We start from the raw sequence: 16,435 nt of genomic DNA on the forward strand, positions 1-16,435 counted from the left end.
GGTAAAGCCTACCCGTTCTTACCAATCAGCGTTCCCAAAGCTACCAAATAACGTTCTTCTAAGCCAATCTAGTAGGGTCAGTGAGCTATTGGCTGGACGAACGGTGTATTTACCCAAACGAGGTTGCAATCCAGTTCGATTCGTAACTTTGGTGGACTAATTTCTATTCCTAAGCCGTAGTCAACAAACCAGTCCATGATTGCTCAGCACCCTAAATCAGTCCCTCCTCAACCGCAGGCATTTACGCACAAAATCCGCATCGTTACGGCGGCATCGCTGTTCGATGGGCACGATGCCGCCATTAACCTGATGCGCCGGTTAATGCAGGCTTCGGGCGCAGAGGTCATTCACCTGGGGCATAACCGGTCGGTGGCCGAAATTGTGGAATGTGCCATTCAGGAGGATGTGCAGGGCATTGCCGTGACAAGCTATCAGGGAGGCCACCTGGAGTTTTTCAAGTATATGCATGACCTGTTGCATGAACTTGGCGCAGGGCATATCAAGATTTTCGGCGGAGGGGGCGGCACGATACTTCCAGCGGAAATCAACGAACTTCATGCGTACGGCATCACACGTATTTATTCGCCTGACGATGGGAGAAGCATGGGTTTACAAGGCATGATTGACGATTTATTACGTCAATGTGATTACGAATTGCCGCCGATTGCCGCACCGAACGCCGGGCTACAAGCAGATCCATCACTCGCTAAAACGATTGCCCGGCTTATTACAACCGCCGAAAATCATCCTGATTCGTTTACGACCCCACGTCTCAACCAAGTAAGCACGCCTGTTCTCGGCATTACGGGTACGGGTGGCGCGGGCAAATCATCGCTGGTAGATGAGCTAGTCCTGCGATTCCTGCGAACCTATTTAGATAAAACCCTGGCAATCATCTCGGTCGACCCTTCGAAACGAAAAACGGGCGGAGCCTTGCTCGGCGACCGAATCCGGATGAATGCCATCAGCTCCCATGCCGGTGCACCAGGCCGTGTATATATGCGCTCGCTGGCAACCCGACAGTCAAATCTAGCATTGAGTCGCCACGTGCAGGACGCCATTAATGTTTGTAAAGCAGCTCCGTTCGATCTAATCATCGTTGAAACCTCAGGGATTGGTCAGTCGGATACGGAGATTACGGAGCATGCCGACAAGACCTTGTACGTGATGACGGCTGAGTATGGGGCCGCTACGCAGTTGGAGAAAATAGACATGCTTGATTTTGCCGACGTCATCGCGATCAATAAGTTCGATAAACGCGGCTCACTGGATGCGTTGCGTGATGTCCGGAAACAGTACCGTCGGAATCATAACCAATGGGATACGCCTGATGAGGCACTGCCCATTCTGGGCACGATAGCTGCTCAGTTCAACGACGAAGGCATGAACATGCTGTTTGATAAGCTGATGGGATTGGTTGGCGTGGAGCAGGGAGCAGGGAGCAGGGAGGAGCAAGGAACCCGTGCACCACGCGCCATGCCCCATACACCAACCACCATCATTCCACCCGACCGCGTACGGTATCTGGCTGAGATTGTGGAGGAAAGCCGTCGGTATGACCAGTTCGTAACTGATCAAACAACGTTGGCCCGACAGCTGTATCAGCTTGACGGCGCACTGAAATTACTGAAAAATACCCCCCGCCCCCCTGAAGGGGGAGTTAACGACACCAAACCAGCCAGGTCACCCCTCGGAGATGAATTAAAACGCATATATGATGAACTCGAAGCCCGACTTCAGCCTGATTGCCGTACCCTCTTGCAGCAATGGCCTTCTATTCAGAAACGCTACGCAGCGGAGTTCTACGAGTTTAAAGTTCGCGATAAAATCATCCGGCAGCCGCTGTATTCCGAAAGCCTATCACATTTAAAAATTCCGAAAGTCAGTTTGCCCAGGTACCACGACTGGGGCGACATCCTACGCTGGCTCCTGACGGAAAACGTACCCGGTGAATTTCCCTACGCGGCAGGTGTATTCCCACTCAAACGCGAGGGCGAAGACCCAACCCGTATGTTTGCGGGTGAGGGTGGGCCTGAGCGCACAAACCGCCGGTTCCACTATGTATCGAAAGGCTTACCCGCCAAACGACTCTCAACCGCTTTCGATTCGGTCACCCTGTATGGGGAGGACCCCGCTTTTCGGCCCGATATTTTTGGCAAGATTGGCAATTCGGGTGTCAGTATTTGTACGCTGGACGATGCGAAGAAACTCTACTCCGGCTTCGACCTCTGCGATCCGGCTACTTCCGTTTCCATGACCATCAACGGCCCTGCACCCATGTTACTGGGCTTTTTCCTGAACGCAGCCATCGACCAGCAATGCGAAAAGTGGTTGAAAAAGCAGGGAGCAGGGAGCGGGGAGCAGGGAGTCGCGGGGGTGTTCTCAGCTCAGAGCTCCTCCCTCCCTGCCTATAACGCCCCCCTACCCGATGGCAACGATGGTTTGGGATTGACGCTGCTGGGCACCACAGGAGATAAGGTACTGCCCAAAGACGTGTATGAACAGATAAAAGCTGAAGCCCTACGAAAAGTGCGGGGAACGGTACAGGCTGATATTTTGAAGGAAGATCAGGCACAGAACACCTGTATCTTTTCGACAGAATTTGCCCTTAAAATGATGGGCGATATTCAGCAGTATTTCTCGGATAATCAGGTTCAGAACTTTTATTCAGTTTCGATTTCAGGCTATCACATCGCCGAAGCCGGTGCCAATCCGATTTCGCAACTGGCGTTTACGCTTTCCAATGGGTTTACATTCGTTGAGTATTACCTCAGTCGGGGGATGTCCGTCGATTCGTTTGCGCCCAATTTATCGTTCTTTTTCTCGAACGGCATGGACCCGGAGTACACCGTGCTCGGGCGTGTAGCCCGGCGTATCTGGGCAAAGGCAATGAAACATAAGTACAAAGCCAACGACCGCTCGCAGAAGCTTAAATACCACATTCAAACCTCTGGCCGGAGTTTGCATGCACAGGAAATCGCTTTCAACGATATCCGTACCACTCTTCAGGCCCTGCTGGCGATTTACGACAACTGTAACTCATTGCATACCAATGCCTACGACGAAGCCATCACCACGCCTACCGAAGAATCCGTCCGACGGGCAATGGCCATTCAGTTAATTATCAACCGCGAGTTTGGTTTGACAAAAAATGAAAATCCATTGCAGGGTGCGTTTGTCATTGATGAATTGACGGACCTGGTTGAAGAAGCTGTTTATCAGGAATTTCTGGCCATCAACGAGCGCGGTGGTGTGCTGGGCGCGATGGAGCGGATGTACCAGCGTAGTAAGATTCAGGAGGAATCGATGTACTACGAAACGCTGAAACACAACGGCGATCTACCCATCGTAGGCGTCAATACATTCCTCGACCCAGCCGGTTCGCCAACCATAGTTCCGGCAGAGGTGATCCGCTCGACTGATGACGAAAAACGCTATGCGGTGGAATCATGCCGGGCTTTTCAGGAGCGAAACCAAACGGAGGCCGAGCTGGCTCTGGCAAATTTGCAGGCAACGGCCCTGGCCAATGGCAATCTATTTGAGAGCTTACTGGAAGCAACTAAAGTATGCTCTCTCGGTCAGTTATCGAACGCGCTTTACGCCGTGGGCGGCCGTTACCGGCGGAATATGTAAAGAAATCAGACTTTTATACTCAATGACGTATTATCAAATTAGAGGCAGTGTTTATCGTATCGGTTTAAGTGGGTTGATGGTGTTGTTCGCTCTGGGCTGTCAACAAAAAAAGGAAACGGCTAAGACTGAAACCAATGAACCAAAGCCGCCCATTGCATCACTGGGAAAAACGACCTATACACTCGGGGATACAATTACAATCCAGTTGAGTCAACCGCTGAATGAGGCTACTGTTTCACTGGATACCAACGCAGCACCCATTATTCAGAAGTCGGCAAATTCGCTTTCCATCCTGTCTGCCTCAGAACTGGTAGGGCTGCACCGGTTAATTGTCCGGGGTGTTATGGCTGATAAAACGATCCATTTAGATACACTAGGCATCGAATTCTGGTCTGATACGAAGCCTCGTCCTATTGCCTATTCGGTACTAACGACCTATCCGCATCAGGCGAGCAGTTTCACCCAGGGACTTGAGTTTCACAACGGTGTTTTATACGAAAGTACCGGGCTCAACGGGCAGTCTAAACTAATGCAGATTGATTTGCGAACGGGTACCATTCTTAAATCGGTGCCCCTGGCGAATCAATATTTTGGCGAAGGCATCACCATTCTGAACGACCGAATTTACCAGCTAACCTGGACATCGGGCGTATGCTTTCAATACAAACTAGATTTTACGCTGGAGAAGACGTTTAGTTATCCTACCCAGGGCTGGGGATTGACCCACACCGATTCAACGCTCATCCTGAGTGACGGCAGCAACCGGCTCTTTTTCCTTTCACCTGATTTTCATCGCAAACGAGAACTCGCCGTTTACGACAACATGGGCCCTGTTATGAACCTCAATGAGTTGGAATATGCGAACGGCTATGTGTACGCCAACGTCTGGAAAACCAATCGGATTGTGCAGATTGATATAAAGACCGGGAAAGTTGTTGGGGACCTCGACATGAAAGGGATTCTGCCCGCTGGCATCGATACGGAAGCCAATGTGTTGAATGGCATAGCCTTTCTACCTGCCGAAAACGCGTTTTATGTGACAGGCAAAAATTGGCCAACGCTCTACAAAATCCAGCTCAAAACGAAGTCGAAACAGTTAGTGGCACTGCGTTGACGTAAGAAAGTTAGACACAGAGACACAGCGTACACAGAAATTGAAAATAGGGTTTAAGTTTCTGTGTACGCTGTGTCTCTGTGTCTAAACAAAATAAGACGCATAATCCCTGGCGAAATCGGCAAAATTTCTGGGGAGTTTACCCGTAGCATCTTCTACCCCAGCCTCAATCGCCGACGCTTCATTCCGACTGTAGTGGGCATAGTCTTCAATCAATCCATCGGCTTGCCAGTCGGGAAACCCTACTCCAGCCAACGCTGCCCGCATAGCGGCTGGAGGAACATTAATAAACGTAATCTGACGTCCTACCGCTTTTGAGAGTTCATCCGCTATTTCAGCATGCGTTAGTGCCTGTGGACCAGTTAGCGTATAAATTTTTCCTTCATGGCCGGGTTCGACCAGAGCCACAGCCGCAACAGCCGCAATATCGCGTACATCGACAAGGCTGATGGTGGCATCACCAACAGCAGCAAAGAAGTTACCCTGCTCAACAATCGACGATCGAAAACCTAATAGCCCCTGCATAAACAGATTTGGGCGCAGGAACGTAAACGCCATGCCTGATTCCCGGATAGCCTGCTCAACAACCGCATGGTAACGCAGGAATCGTACCGGCGAATTGGCATCAGCCGCAAATTGCGATAGCTTTACGATATGTTGAACCCCAGCTCGCTGAGCTTCGGCAACAAAATCAAGTTGCTGTTTTTCGGCCTGTTCCGATGAATTAGTTAGCAGAAATGCCCGCTCAAATCCCTGCAAAGCCGTAGCTAACGAGCCAGCGTCATTAAAATCTCCTGAAACAACGTCAGCACCCGGAAGCGAAGCCAGCATCTGGGCATCTTTAGGTGACCGAACCATGGCCCGGAATGGCACCCCCTGCTCGGCTAGTAGTTTGGTGAGTTCGGTACCAATGCTACCCGTTGCGCCGGTGATGAGTAGGGTTGGTGTTTTCGCACCGGAGGGCGGTGATGTGGAATTTGCAGTCGTATTCATACGTTTGTCTTTTTAGTAAGGTTTGCCGGTTTCTGGCTGGTTTGTAAGACAAAGGTCTACCAGTGCGACTCCCAAAAATTGTAAGAAAACGAAACGGGCATTATTCATGAACAGCCAACTGGTAGAAGCCGATGAACGCCTGGCTACGGTATTTAGTCATTTTTACAGTGTTCAGCTTGACATATCAGAATCAGCGATTCAGCAGCAGTTACTACCAAATTATGAGCTTTTGCTGATTTTCAATTTTGGTCCTGATGTACCGTTTTTCCTTGGAGACAACCACCATACTATTCATCAGACAGCCGTACTTGGGCCCTTACAAAAGATGCTGACGTATACATTGCCGCCGGGTGCAGATGTTATTGTTGTGAACTTTACGCTCAATGGCTTCTATCGTCTTTTGGGCGTACCCATGCAGCAGATTAAACCGGGTGAGTTATATGATCCTGACATTCTGCTTGATAAATCCTGTTTTCAAGACCTTTGGAGCCAGCTTTCGGGTATGCAGAAACAAGAGGATAGGCTTGAGTTATTAACCGATTATGCGCTTACGTTTGTCAAGCCCTCAGAAGCAGGCGCATTGTCTCTACTGGACAGCGTTAACTATTTTAAAAACTTGGCGCTGGACCCCGTAAAGTTATTAGCTCAAACAAATCAGGTGTCCACCCGGCGTATCCAGACGCATTTTCAGACGTATTTAGGCTATTCAGCTAAAGAGCTTAGTCGTTTTCTTCGCTTCAAAAAAGTGCTTCACTTTCTTTATCAACAGCCCCCAACAACCATTGACTGGCACGATCTTGTGCTTACATTTGGCTATTATGACCATAGCCACCTCATCAAAGACTTTACCTACTTTCTCGGCATCAGCCCACGCAAGTTTCTTAAACAAATAGCCACCGGTGGCGTATGTATCAGCAAATCCGGCAAGTTTTATTGAATGATATAGGATAAATTTTCGACAGGATTGTCGTCCTGTTCATCCTGTCGAAAAAGTTTATTCTACACAGTATGTTTACTTATGGCAAAAACATCTCTAAGTTCCCTTCTTACCCGCGTTGGGCTCGACTGGTTTATTCTCGCTTTATTGGGCATGATTGGGTTAGCCAAGCTCTGGCCTGAACCGGGTATTCAGAAAGGTCTCTTCTCATTATCTTCCCTTGCCACTTACGGCGTTTCCCTAATTTTTTTCTTTTATGGATTGAAACTGAATTTTAGCCAGTTGCGTGAAGGATTACGTAATTACCGGCTCCATTTGGTTATCCATCTCACCACATTCGTGGTATTCCCAGCGGTTGTATTAGTCGCCCGCTCGCTGCTGCTCACGCCCGATACGGAACTCTTATGGCTGGGTATTTTTTATGTTGCCGCCCTGCCGTCAACGGTTTCGTCGGCGGTGGTGATGGTGTCAATTGCGGGAGGCAATATTCCGGCGGCTATTTTCAACGCTAGTATTTCCAGTCTGATTGGCGTATTCATTACCCCACTCTGGATGAGCTATTTAGTAGTCGCGACGACCGGACAATACGACCTGGCGGGTGTAATCTGGAAATTGACGCTACAGGTTATTCTGCCCGTTATATTGGGTCTTTTACTGAATCAGCGATTGGGTTGGCTGGCTGCCCGTTACAAAACAGCGCTTCGGTATTTCGATCAGTTCACAATTCTCCTCATCGTATACACCGCCTTCTGCGAATCATTTGCACTTCACTCATTCGAGAAGATTTCTGTGGATGATTTGCTCTGGCTGGCCGCACTGATGCTGGGTTTATTCTTTCTAATTTTTGGGATGATTACCCTTATCAGCCGGTTCCTGAATTTTAATCGCGAGGACCGCATTACAGCGTTGTTCTGTGGCTCCAAGAAATCGCTGGTGCAGGGGAGTGTAATGGCAAATGTGCTGTTTCCAGGAAGTATGGCGGGCGTTGTACTACTCCCGATTATGATCTTCCATGCCCTCCAATTGATCGTGGCCAGCATTATAGCCCAGTCTATGGCCAGACAGCTCGAAAAAACAAACGGCACTCAGGCCTGATTCTACCGGGTTCAATATGTACAAACTGGCATTCAGTAAAGTGGGCATAAAGCCAGATTAAACGCTGGTGAGCGGTTCGCTTCTAAGAATCAGTAACGCACAACTAAACAACTACTGATTATGAAAACGACACTCATTTCCGCTATTGCCCTGTTCAGCCTGGCTACTACAGTTACCTTCGCTCAGGGTGTTTATTCAAAACCGTTCGACAACAATCGTCCAGGTCAGGTCCAGTCTCCCCGGAATGCTTCCTACGACCAGCATCCCCAATATACCAACAATACCCCGTTTCAAGGCGATCTAACCGTTGATCAACTGAATGCGCTGGTAAACTTATCCCGTCGGCAGGAGAAAGACATTCGTAAGATTGATAACGTATACGACCGACTTCTGGCCAATCCTCGTCAATCAGCCGATATCAAACGGGAGCTACTGGCTCGTAAACGTCAGGAAACGCTGGCGGTCTTAACGGTACCACAACGAAATCAGCTGTTTGCCGCTCAGTATCAGCCAACCAATCGTTATAACAAAAACCAGCCGAACGTTCCTTACGGACGCCGGGGCTAATCCAGCCTGACCGAATTCAGTAAAACGATATAGGCCCTATCTCCACGATAGGGCCTATATCGTTTTACTGAATTCGGTCTCTGTTGTATGGAATATCGATGAGCCTGCTACTCTACACTTCCACCTGGTTTCAGCCCATTGCTGTATCCATAGTATTGAAAAAAACTATGGCATTCAGTTCTGATTTTACCAGTTTCAACATCCCAAAATTGGCATTCAGCCAGATGGGCCTATACCCAGATTAAACGCTGGTAATCGATTCGCTTCTAAGAATCAGTTACGAACAAAACAACTAAACACAACTGATCATGAAAAAGATACTTGCAACCGCTCTCACCTTATTCAGCTTAGCAACTACGGTTTCTTTTGCTCAAGGCGTTTATTCAAAACCATTTGACAATCGCCCTCCTCAATACGGTGGCTCTCGCTACGACCGCGACCAGTATCAGGATGACATTAAAATAGATCGTATCGACGCCATTGTCGGTTTGTCTCGCAGGCAGGAAAAGCAATTGCATAAGATCGAAGATAATTACGATCGCATCTTTGCAACCTCCCGTATGACGCCCGATGCCCTGCGTCAACTCCAGTTACGCAAACGTCAGGATATGCTGGCCGTGCTAACATCATCGCAACGCGACAGGCTGTTTGCCGCTCAACAACCGAATCGGTATAACCGAAATCAACCTGGCCCTTATGGTCGCCGGGGCTAATCCCACCAGATTACGAAGTGCCTCCCCAATCCGGTATGTTAAATTATCGGGTTGGGGAATTTTGCGTTCAGGAAGGCGGTACTTTTGCGTTCAAGATAGCCGCTCAACCAGTTGATAAACCAGCCTGATTCGTTACCTTTTGACCACAGTTCGTTCGGCCCTGATTTTGTATGGGGAACAGCTACCGCAGCTTACCAAATTGAAGGCGCTGTTGACCGCGACGGGCGGACACCCTGCGTTTGGGATACCTTCAGTCGACAGAAAGGCAAGATCAAAACCGGCGAAACAGCCGATGTAGCCTGCGAATTCTACGACCGCTATGAATCCGACCTACTGCTGCATAAAGAACTAGGATTCAATGCCTTCCGCTTTTCCATATCGTGGTCAAGGATTCTGCCCGAGGGCATTGGTCCGATGCATGGCGGGCGTATCAATGAAGCCGGGATTGCTTTTTATGATCGTCTGATCGACCACTGTCTTCAGTTGGGTATTACCCCATGGATCACGCTCTACCATTGGGATTTACCCCATGCGCTTGAACTGAAAGGGGGCTGGCCCAATCGAAAAATAGTGGACTGGTTCGCTGACTTTGCCGACGTTTGTACCAAAGCCTTTGGGCACAAGGTGAAGCACTGGATTATTCTGAACGAGCCACTGGCGTTTTCTGTACTGGGTTATTTTACGGGTCAGCACGCACCCGGTCGGCGGAGTTTCCGGAATCTGCTCCCGGTTATTCATCATACTGCCCTGGCACAGGCCGAAGGCGGACGTATCGTTAGACAGAACGTGCCCGATGCGCTGGTGGGTACCACGTTTTCCTGCTCGCCCATCGATCCATTTACCCCCAGCGATCAGGCGGCAGCCGCCCGCGTGGATGCGCTCATGAACCGGCTCTTTATTGAGCCTGCGCTGGGACTGGGTTATCCAACGAAAGAGCTACCTTTCCTGGCAGGTATTGCGAAAAAAGTGGCTAAACCAGGGGATATGGAACGGCTCGCCTTCGATTTTGATTTCGTTGGCCTGCAACACTATTTCCGGGCGGTGGTGGAGCAGTCTTATTTCATGCCGTACCTGTGGGCCAAAGATGTGTCGCCCCTCCGGCGCAATGTGCAGACCATTACCGAGATGGGCTGGGAAGTTTACCCCGAAAGCATGTACCGGATCATACAACAGTTTGCGCAGTACGAAGGCATCAAGAAAATCTACATAACCGAAAGCGGAGCCGCCTTTTATGATCGGGTTGAACGAGGAGAAGTAAACGACATTGCCCGGGTTAATTACCACCAGAATTACCTGCAACAGGTGTTACGGGCTAAACAGGATGGATTTCCGGTTGATGGTTATTTTGCCTGGACGTTTCTGGACAACTTTGAATGGGCAGAAGGGTATCGGCCTCGGTTTGGCCTGGTATATGTCGATTTCAGAACGCAACAACGAATCGTAAAAGCATCGGGACGCTGGTTTCAGCAGTTGTTGACAAACGTACAAATCAGGGGTAATGTCGGCCGTTAAGTATGCTTCCCGAATCGATACGCAATTCCCACGCGCCAGAAGTGAGCATAAATGAGGGCATCAGTACTCAATTGCTTCCCGGCATAATTAGATAACCCATGCGAATAACCGGCACTCAAACCGAACATCCGGTAATAGCCTGTCAGGTTCAGGCGAGGGCGTAAGTCGACGTCAGGAATCGGGCGTCTCTGATCCGACATTTGTAGAAATGGGTATTCTGGCTGGACTTTACCAAACTCACGACTGAGTAAACCAACGGCAATATCCAGGCCGACAGTTGCATCAAGACTAAACCGTTCGTTACCAAATCGCTTTCCGACAAATGGGTTCAGATTTAAATACTGATTTTGTAGGTTACCCTGGCCATTGGCTGGTGTAGGATAGCCAAAGTCGCCAACAATTGCCGTAATAGCCACTTGACTTGTTAGCTGTTCATAGCCTATCTGTAAGCCGTATAGATAGTTATTTTTGGTTGAATGCTGAACTTGCCCGGCAATACTATAACTAAATCCACTCTTGCGGCCATATGGATTAGTCAGGTAGCTAGAACCGCTCATACCGAGCCTTGTTTCATTAACCGCACTGGGCCCGTAAAACGAGAATAAACCCGAACCAGCCTGCAGTGAAAATTCAGTACGTTGGCCGTAAACAATCTGGCTAACAATACTGATAATGATGAACGTTAACGTGGTTCTCATGGTATTAAATGTACACTAGGATCAAAGCTAGTATTGACCAACTACTCATTTAGTACAAAACACTGATTAAACTCAGTTAACCAGCCAGAAACTTATCAATTTGCCGGGATACTGCACCGGATACTTTTGCGGTTTTACAAGTTACGTAGCTATCCAATCTACTCAATGTCCTTTCATCTTCCTATTACGAGTCCAGAGCAAGCCGTTTCGGCGATCCAGTCGGGCAACCGCGTATTTATCCATAGCGTAGCCCAAACACCCCACGTACTCATCAAGGCAATGGTGGCCCGTGCACAGGAACTTTCCAATGTGGAGGTTTGCCATATGCATACCGAAGGCCCCCTGCCCTATCTGGATGAACAATACCGCCATTCATTCCGCGCGAACTCGTTCTTCATTGGTGCCAATATGCGGAAGCAACTCAATCAGGGCATCGGCGATTACGTCCCCATTTTTCTGAGCGAAATCCCTCTGTTGTTCCAGCGAAATATCCTGCCGATTGATGTGGCCTTGATTCAGGTATCTCCCCCAAATGCACACGGGTTCTGTTCGCTGGGCCCTTCGGTCGATATTTCATTAGCGGCCATCCATGCTGCCACCTATGTAATTGCACAAATCAACCCCCGCGTACCCCGCACGCATGGGGACGGGCTCATTCCCGTTTCGATGCTGCATGCTGCAATTGAGGTTGATGAACCTATCTATGAAGTGCGGCCGGGTGAGATCAGTGCACTGGATCGTAAAATCGGGCAAAACGTAGCCAGTCTTGTCGATGATGGGGCTACTCTCCAACTCGGCATTGGCGGCATCCCAAATGCCACCCTGGCCGAACTCATTCATCACCGGGGGCTGGGTATCCATACCGAAATGTTCTCGGATGGGGTTATTGATCTGGTAGAGCGGGGGGTCATTACCGGCGAGAATAAAGTGATACTTCCCTACCGCATTGTTTCCTGTTTTGTGATGGGTACTAAACGGGTCTATGATTTTATTGACGACAATCCTGGCGTTGCCATGAAGCAGGTCAGCTTTACCAACGATACGTCCATCATCCGGCGCAATCCAAAGGTGACTGCTATTAATTCAGCCATCGAAATTGACCTGACCGGACAGGTTTGCGCCGATACCATCGGAACCTATCAGTATTCGGGAGTGGGTGGCCAGATGGATTTTGTACGGGGAGCCAGCTTATCGGAGGGCGGCAAGCCAATTTTTGCACTAGCCTCTACAACAACGAAAGGTCAGAGTAAAATTGTCCCGTTTTTAAAAGAAGGTGCGGGGGTTACAACCACCCGTGCGCACGTTCACTACATCGTAACTGAATTTGGGGTTGCGAATCTGTACGGGCAAAATCTGCGTCAACGCGCCCGCTCCCTCATCAACATCGCTCACCCCGACCATCAGGAAGAATTGGAACGACAGGCGTTTGCCCGCTTTGGAAGTTTATAGACTATTCTATTTTATCTAAGTAGTTTTTGCGCTGGTATGCTCAAGAGGTACTAGCTATTCATTAGATCAACGAGACAAAAATGATGCTTCAAGCCAGCAGTATTTGAATGGCTACTTTACCGGTGAAAGGCTGGTTATAATGAAACGGATAGAGAAAGGCGCCAACGATAACACCAGTGGCAAAAAATAAAAATCGATTCAACCACATAGACCCATTGAATCCTTCTACGCCTTATTTAGATGCTTTTATCCACAACCAGGTACAACCTAAAGCCAGCAAGTACGGAATAGGTGATCGAATCCAGTTGGGCGCTTTAAATTGCCAGTACATAATGTATCAGTGGCCAAAAGAACCGATTAAAAACAGGCCGATCGTTAGTAGTATTTTAGACCAATTCATTGGTTCAAAAATACTACTGCCAGATGAAGCGTCGACGCTTCATCTGGCAGTAGTTGAAAAATTCTTGACCCGACCAACGTTACACCTTCAATTTCTCCACATTCTTGTAGCTGATGGCAATCGACTCCAGGGGTGGAAGTTTGCACACATCCTGCTCCACAAAATAATGGGTCATACCTGCGGTTTTCTTGGCATCGAAAATACGCTGGAAGTTAATGGAGCCGGTACCCACTGGCGCAAACGCCCGTTCGGCTGTTTTTTCCATGTCTTTGATATGCCATAAGGGGAAACGACCGGGGTGCTTTTTGAACAAAGCAACGGGATCCTGATTGGCGAACGTAGCCCAATACAGATCAAGTTCAAGTTTCACTAAGTTCTTATCAGTACCGCTTAACAGCACATCATAGGGCAGTTTACCGTCCATTTCCTTAAACTCAAAATCGTGGTTATGGTAGCAAAACTGCATACCAGCCGCTTTTACAACTTCCGCCGATTTGTTGAATAGGTCGGCAAACTGTTTGTAGTCATCCAGTTTTTTCCGTTCGTCTGGGAATAAATAGGCGCAAACCATGTATTTCTGACCGAGTGTTGCGGCATCGTCAACAGCGCGCTTCCAGTCATTGGTAAGGGTTCCTTTGGCATTGGGCATCGTTTTACCCGTTGTGTAATGCCCACTGGGAACCGACAGACCCAGGCTTTTTAACTGGGCAGCAAACTCTTTAGGTGTTTTGCCAAAGAACTTACCATCCGAATACCCAAACAGCTCTACTTCTTTATAGCCTATTTCGGCCACTTTTTTCAACGTACTATCCGGGTCTTTTGCCATCAGATCCCGCAGGGTGTACAACTGCAATCCAACTTTCTTCGGTGAGGCTGCAAAGGCATCGAGTTGAGGCAATAAAGCTGCCGACGTAGCTAAAGCCCCCAATTTCAGAAACTGCTGGCGGGTAATCTTTTCGGAGTAATTCATAAAACAATAGGTCGGTTACCAGGCCACAGACGACCTGTCTGTGCGTTGGGTGTAAAGATAGGGACTGGCTTTGTTTACTGTTCTGACAGTTTTTAGCCAACTATCCAACGTAATGTTTCCGCATTTCGTACGGCGTTGCCACCACCGTCGTTATTGAAATAGACAAATACATCTTTCCCCATTCCAGCCCACTCCCGAATACGGTCCGCCCACCAGCGCAAATCAGTATCTGAATAAGAGCCGCCATACAGGTGTTCCGTATCGGGGCCATGAAGCCGTACGTACACAAATGGAGCCGTAGCCCGCAGAATACAGGGCAATTTTGCTCCGCTCATGATGCAATAGGCCACTTGGTGCTGCTCCAATAAGGCAAAAATGGATTCGCTCTGCCAACTCAAATGCCGAAACTCTACAGCAACACGCATCCAGTTAGGTACCTGGTCCAGAAAATAGGCTAACCGATCATAATCACAGGCCTGATTGGGTGATAGCTGTACCAGCAAAACGGCTCGTTTGTCGCGCAGTTCGTGCCAGCACGTTTTGATTCGCTCCATCCAGATTTCAGGCGCATAGAGCTTTTTGGCGTGGGTGAGTCCACGAGGTGCTTTGACTGTCAGTTGGAAACCATCAGGTAAGCGCCGTCGCCAACTGGCAAAGGTGGACTGCTTTGGCCATCGGTAGAAACTACTGTTGAGCTCCACCGTCTGGAAACGCTGCACGTAGTAGCCTAGCCGGTCGTGAACGGGCGTACTGTGCGGGTATAAAACGCCTTGCCAGTGATCGTAACTCCAACCCGATGTACCAATATGAATACTCATATCCAACTGCCTTAAAAACAAACAACCCTATAAGGCTATAAAACCTTATAGGGTTGAACTGTGAAAGAACCAGACTGTTATTACTTTTTCGAAGCCGTCATTTTCTGACCCTTTGCTGCGCTTTTGTAGCTAATTCGGAAGAGCGTACCGTTTAAATCGTCGGTCACGTAGATGGAACCGTCGGGTCCCTGAGCCAGGCCACAGGGGCGATGCTGCACTGGGCCAGATGGTTTTTCTAGGTCGATACCCGAAAAGTTATCGGCAAAAATCTCCCAGGGGCCTGCTGGTTTCCCGTTTTTAAACGGCACAAATCCTACTAAATATCCTTTGTGAATCGGTTGGTTTTGTGAGTGAAACGCGATAAAAGCGCCATTCCGATAGCGTTCTGGGAAGGCGGTACCTGTATAGAACAACAAACCGTTTGGGGCCATATGGGCCGGAAAAGCCACTGCCGGATTGATCGTTTTAGCACTACCCGTTTTTTTGCCATCACCTCCATATTCAGGGGCCAGAATTTTCTTCTTCTGAATTGGATCGTAATAAATATACGGCCAGCCTGCATCGTCGCCCTGATGCACTTCATACATGGTTTCAGCGGGTAACTCAGCGCTTTGCTGTGGGGTGTAATATTGCGGGTAAAAATCATCGAATTTACCACGCCCATGTTGCAGGACAAACAAGGAGTTCGTTTTCGGATTCCAGTCCAGGCCTACCACATTTTTAAGGCCGGTTGCATACCGGGTGCCACTCGCAAAGGTCTGATTGGCAACATCGGTTTTAAATCGCCAGATGCCCGCAGCCGAATCCAGGAGTGGGCAGGGCATCATGCCTTTTCCCGTTCCAGCTTCCCGGCACGCATCATTGTCCGACGCGATATTGACGTAAATATTCCCCTGATTATCAACGGCTATTGACTTCGATTTATCCCGATCTTTTTCCCTCAATCCAGACACCAGCAGTTCGGGTTGATCTGGGTTCGTGACCTCCTGACTATCGTTGAGTTTATAGCGATAGATGCCTGAGTTTGACGACGTATAGAGATAGCCATTTTTGATAAAAATCCCTGTTCCTGGGTAATCACCAAAGCCCGTTTTCTCGTCAATCAGTCCATCTTTGTCCGTATCCCGAAGTCGATAGATTCCTTTTCCGTCCTTTAGCTTGGCCAGTTTCACATATATATCACCGGTTTTTGTGATCGCAATGTGTCGGGCTGCTCCTAAATCCTGAGCAACCATAGTCCCCGAAAAACCTGCCGGGAGCTTTAATTCTAAGGGTGTATCTGCCTTCTTTATCGTACGTGCCAGTGCCTTTGGATGCTTGCCGTGATGGGTTTCGGCCTGGCTATCCAGTGCCACCAGTGAAGCCATCAGACAGGCAATCCTGAAAAAAGAGTTAGTCATGGTTTAGTAAACTTGGGATTTGATATTTTTTCGGTTTCCAACAAAAGTTAGCTAACCTTGAGAAATACTGTCTTTCATGGTGTGCTGGCGCGGGCATTCACCAATGAATACTGGCTAAATTAAACGACACGGGCAA

At 48.8% G+C, this 16,435-nt stretch carries 13 protein-coding genes; 8 read left to right on the forward strand and 5 right to left on the reverse strand.

Annotated features, from left to right (window positions below; translation table 11 throughout):
* Positions 1 to 195 precede the first annotated feature (195 nt).
* Entirely contained in the window at positions 196 to 3,633 is a 3,438-nt protein-coding gene (locus ACYVGO_RS26820; RefSeq protein WP_460971906.1) for a methylmalonyl-CoA mutase family protein, read from the forward strand.
* A gap of 22 nt (positions 3,634 to 3,655) precedes the next feature.
* Positions 3,656 to 4,747: a glutaminyl-peptide cyclotransferase gene (locus tag ACYVGO_RS26825; protein ID WP_460971907.1), complete on the forward strand. Its 1,092-nt coding sequence runs from the start codon at positions 3,656 to 3,658 to the stop codon at positions 4,745 to 4,747.
* A gap of 84 nt (positions 4,748 to 4,831) precedes the next feature.
* Here the strand turns inward: ACYVGO_RS26825 and ACYVGO_RS26830 are convergent, their stop codons facing one another.
* Entirely contained in the window at positions 4,832 to 5,740 is a 909-nt protein-coding gene (locus ACYVGO_RS26830; RefSeq protein ID WP_460971908.1) for an SDR family oxidoreductase, read from the reverse strand.
* Positions 5,741 to 5,846: 106 nt separating this feature from the next.
* On the opposite strand from ACYVGO_RS26830, the gene ACYVGO_RS26835 reads away from it, so the two are divergent.
* The 5 genes from ACYVGO_RS26835 (at position 5,847) to ACYVGO_RS26855 (ending at position 10,564) form a co-directional block, all read left to right on the forward strand.
* Complete coding sequence (locus ACYVGO_RS26835; RefSeq protein WP_460971909.1) at positions 5,847 to 6,677, forward strand: AraC family transcriptional regulator; 831 nt, start codon at positions 5,847 to 5,849, stop codon at positions 6,675 to 6,677.
* An 81-nt stretch (positions 6,678 to 6,758) separates the two neighbouring features.
* Entirely contained in the window at positions 6,759 to 7,772 is a 1,014-nt protein-coding gene (locus tag ACYVGO_RS26840) for a bile acid:sodium symporter family protein (RefSeq protein ID WP_460971910.1), read from the forward strand.
* Between the two features lie 120 nt (positions 7,773 to 7,892).
* Positions 7,893 to 8,339 carry a hypothetical protein gene (locus tag ACYVGO_RS26845; RefSeq protein WP_460971911.1) on the forward strand — a complete coding sequence of 149 codons (447 nt, stop codon included), beginning with the start codon at positions 7,893 to 7,895 and terminating at the stop codon, positions 8,337 to 8,339.
* A gap of 308 nt (positions 8,340 to 8,647) precedes the next feature.
* Entirely contained in the window at positions 8,648 to 9,052 is a 405-nt protein-coding gene (locus ACYVGO_RS26850; protein WP_142772851.1) for a hypothetical protein, read from the forward strand.
* A 111-nt stretch (positions 9,053 to 9,163) separates the two neighbouring features.
* Entirely contained in the window at positions 9,164 to 10,564 is a 1,401-nt protein-coding gene (locus ACYVGO_RS26855; protein WP_460971912.1) for a GH1 family beta-glucosidase, read from the forward strand.
* Here the strand turns inward: ACYVGO_RS26855 and ACYVGO_RS26860 are convergent.
* Entirely contained in the window at positions 10,561 to 11,262 is a 702-nt protein-coding gene (locus ACYVGO_RS26860; RefSeq protein WP_460971913.1) for a hypothetical protein, read from the reverse strand. The two genes, ACYVGO_RS26855 and ACYVGO_RS26860, sit on opposite strands and share 4 nt — an antisense overlap.
* 165 nt (positions 11,263 to 11,427) lie before the next feature.
* Here ACYVGO_RS26860 and ACYVGO_RS26865 point away from each other — a divergent pair, with 165 nt between their 5' ends.
* Positions 11,428 to 12,711: an acetyl-CoA hydrolase/transferase family protein gene (locus ACYVGO_RS26865; protein ID WP_460971914.1), complete on the forward strand. Its 1,284-nt coding sequence runs from the start codon at positions 11,428 to 11,430 to the stop codon at positions 12,709 to 12,711.
* 479 nt (positions 12,712 to 13,190) lie between these two features.
* Here the strand turns inward: ACYVGO_RS26865 and ACYVGO_RS26870 are convergent, their stop codons facing one another.
* The 3 genes from ACYVGO_RS26870 to ACYVGO_RS26880 all read right to left on the reverse strand — a co-directional run bounded on the left by ACYVGO_RS26870 (position 13,191) and on the right by ACYVGO_RS26880 (position 16,299).
* Entirely contained in the window at positions 13,191 to 14,081 is an 891-nt protein-coding gene (locus tag ACYVGO_RS26870; protein WP_460971915.1) for a sugar phosphate isomerase/epimerase family protein, read from the reverse strand.
* A 92-nt stretch (positions 14,082 to 14,173) separates the two neighbouring features.
* The gene (locus ACYVGO_RS26875) at positions 14,174 to 14,899 is read right to left on the reverse strand and encodes a DUF72 domain-containing protein (protein ID WP_460971916.1); all 726 of its coding nucleotides are present in this window, start codon (positions 14,897 to 14,899) and stop codon (positions 14,174 to 14,176) included.
* Between the two features lie 80 nt (positions 14,900 to 14,979).
* Positions 14,980 to 16,299, reverse strand: coding sequence for a PQQ-dependent sugar dehydrogenase (locus ACYVGO_RS26880; protein ID WP_460971917.1), 1,320 nt, complete (start codon positions 16,297 to 16,299; stop codon positions 14,980 to 14,982).
* Positions 16,300 to 16,435 lie beyond the last annotated feature (136 nt).

The sequence above is a fragment of the Spirosoma migulaei genome (assembly GCF_054776855.1).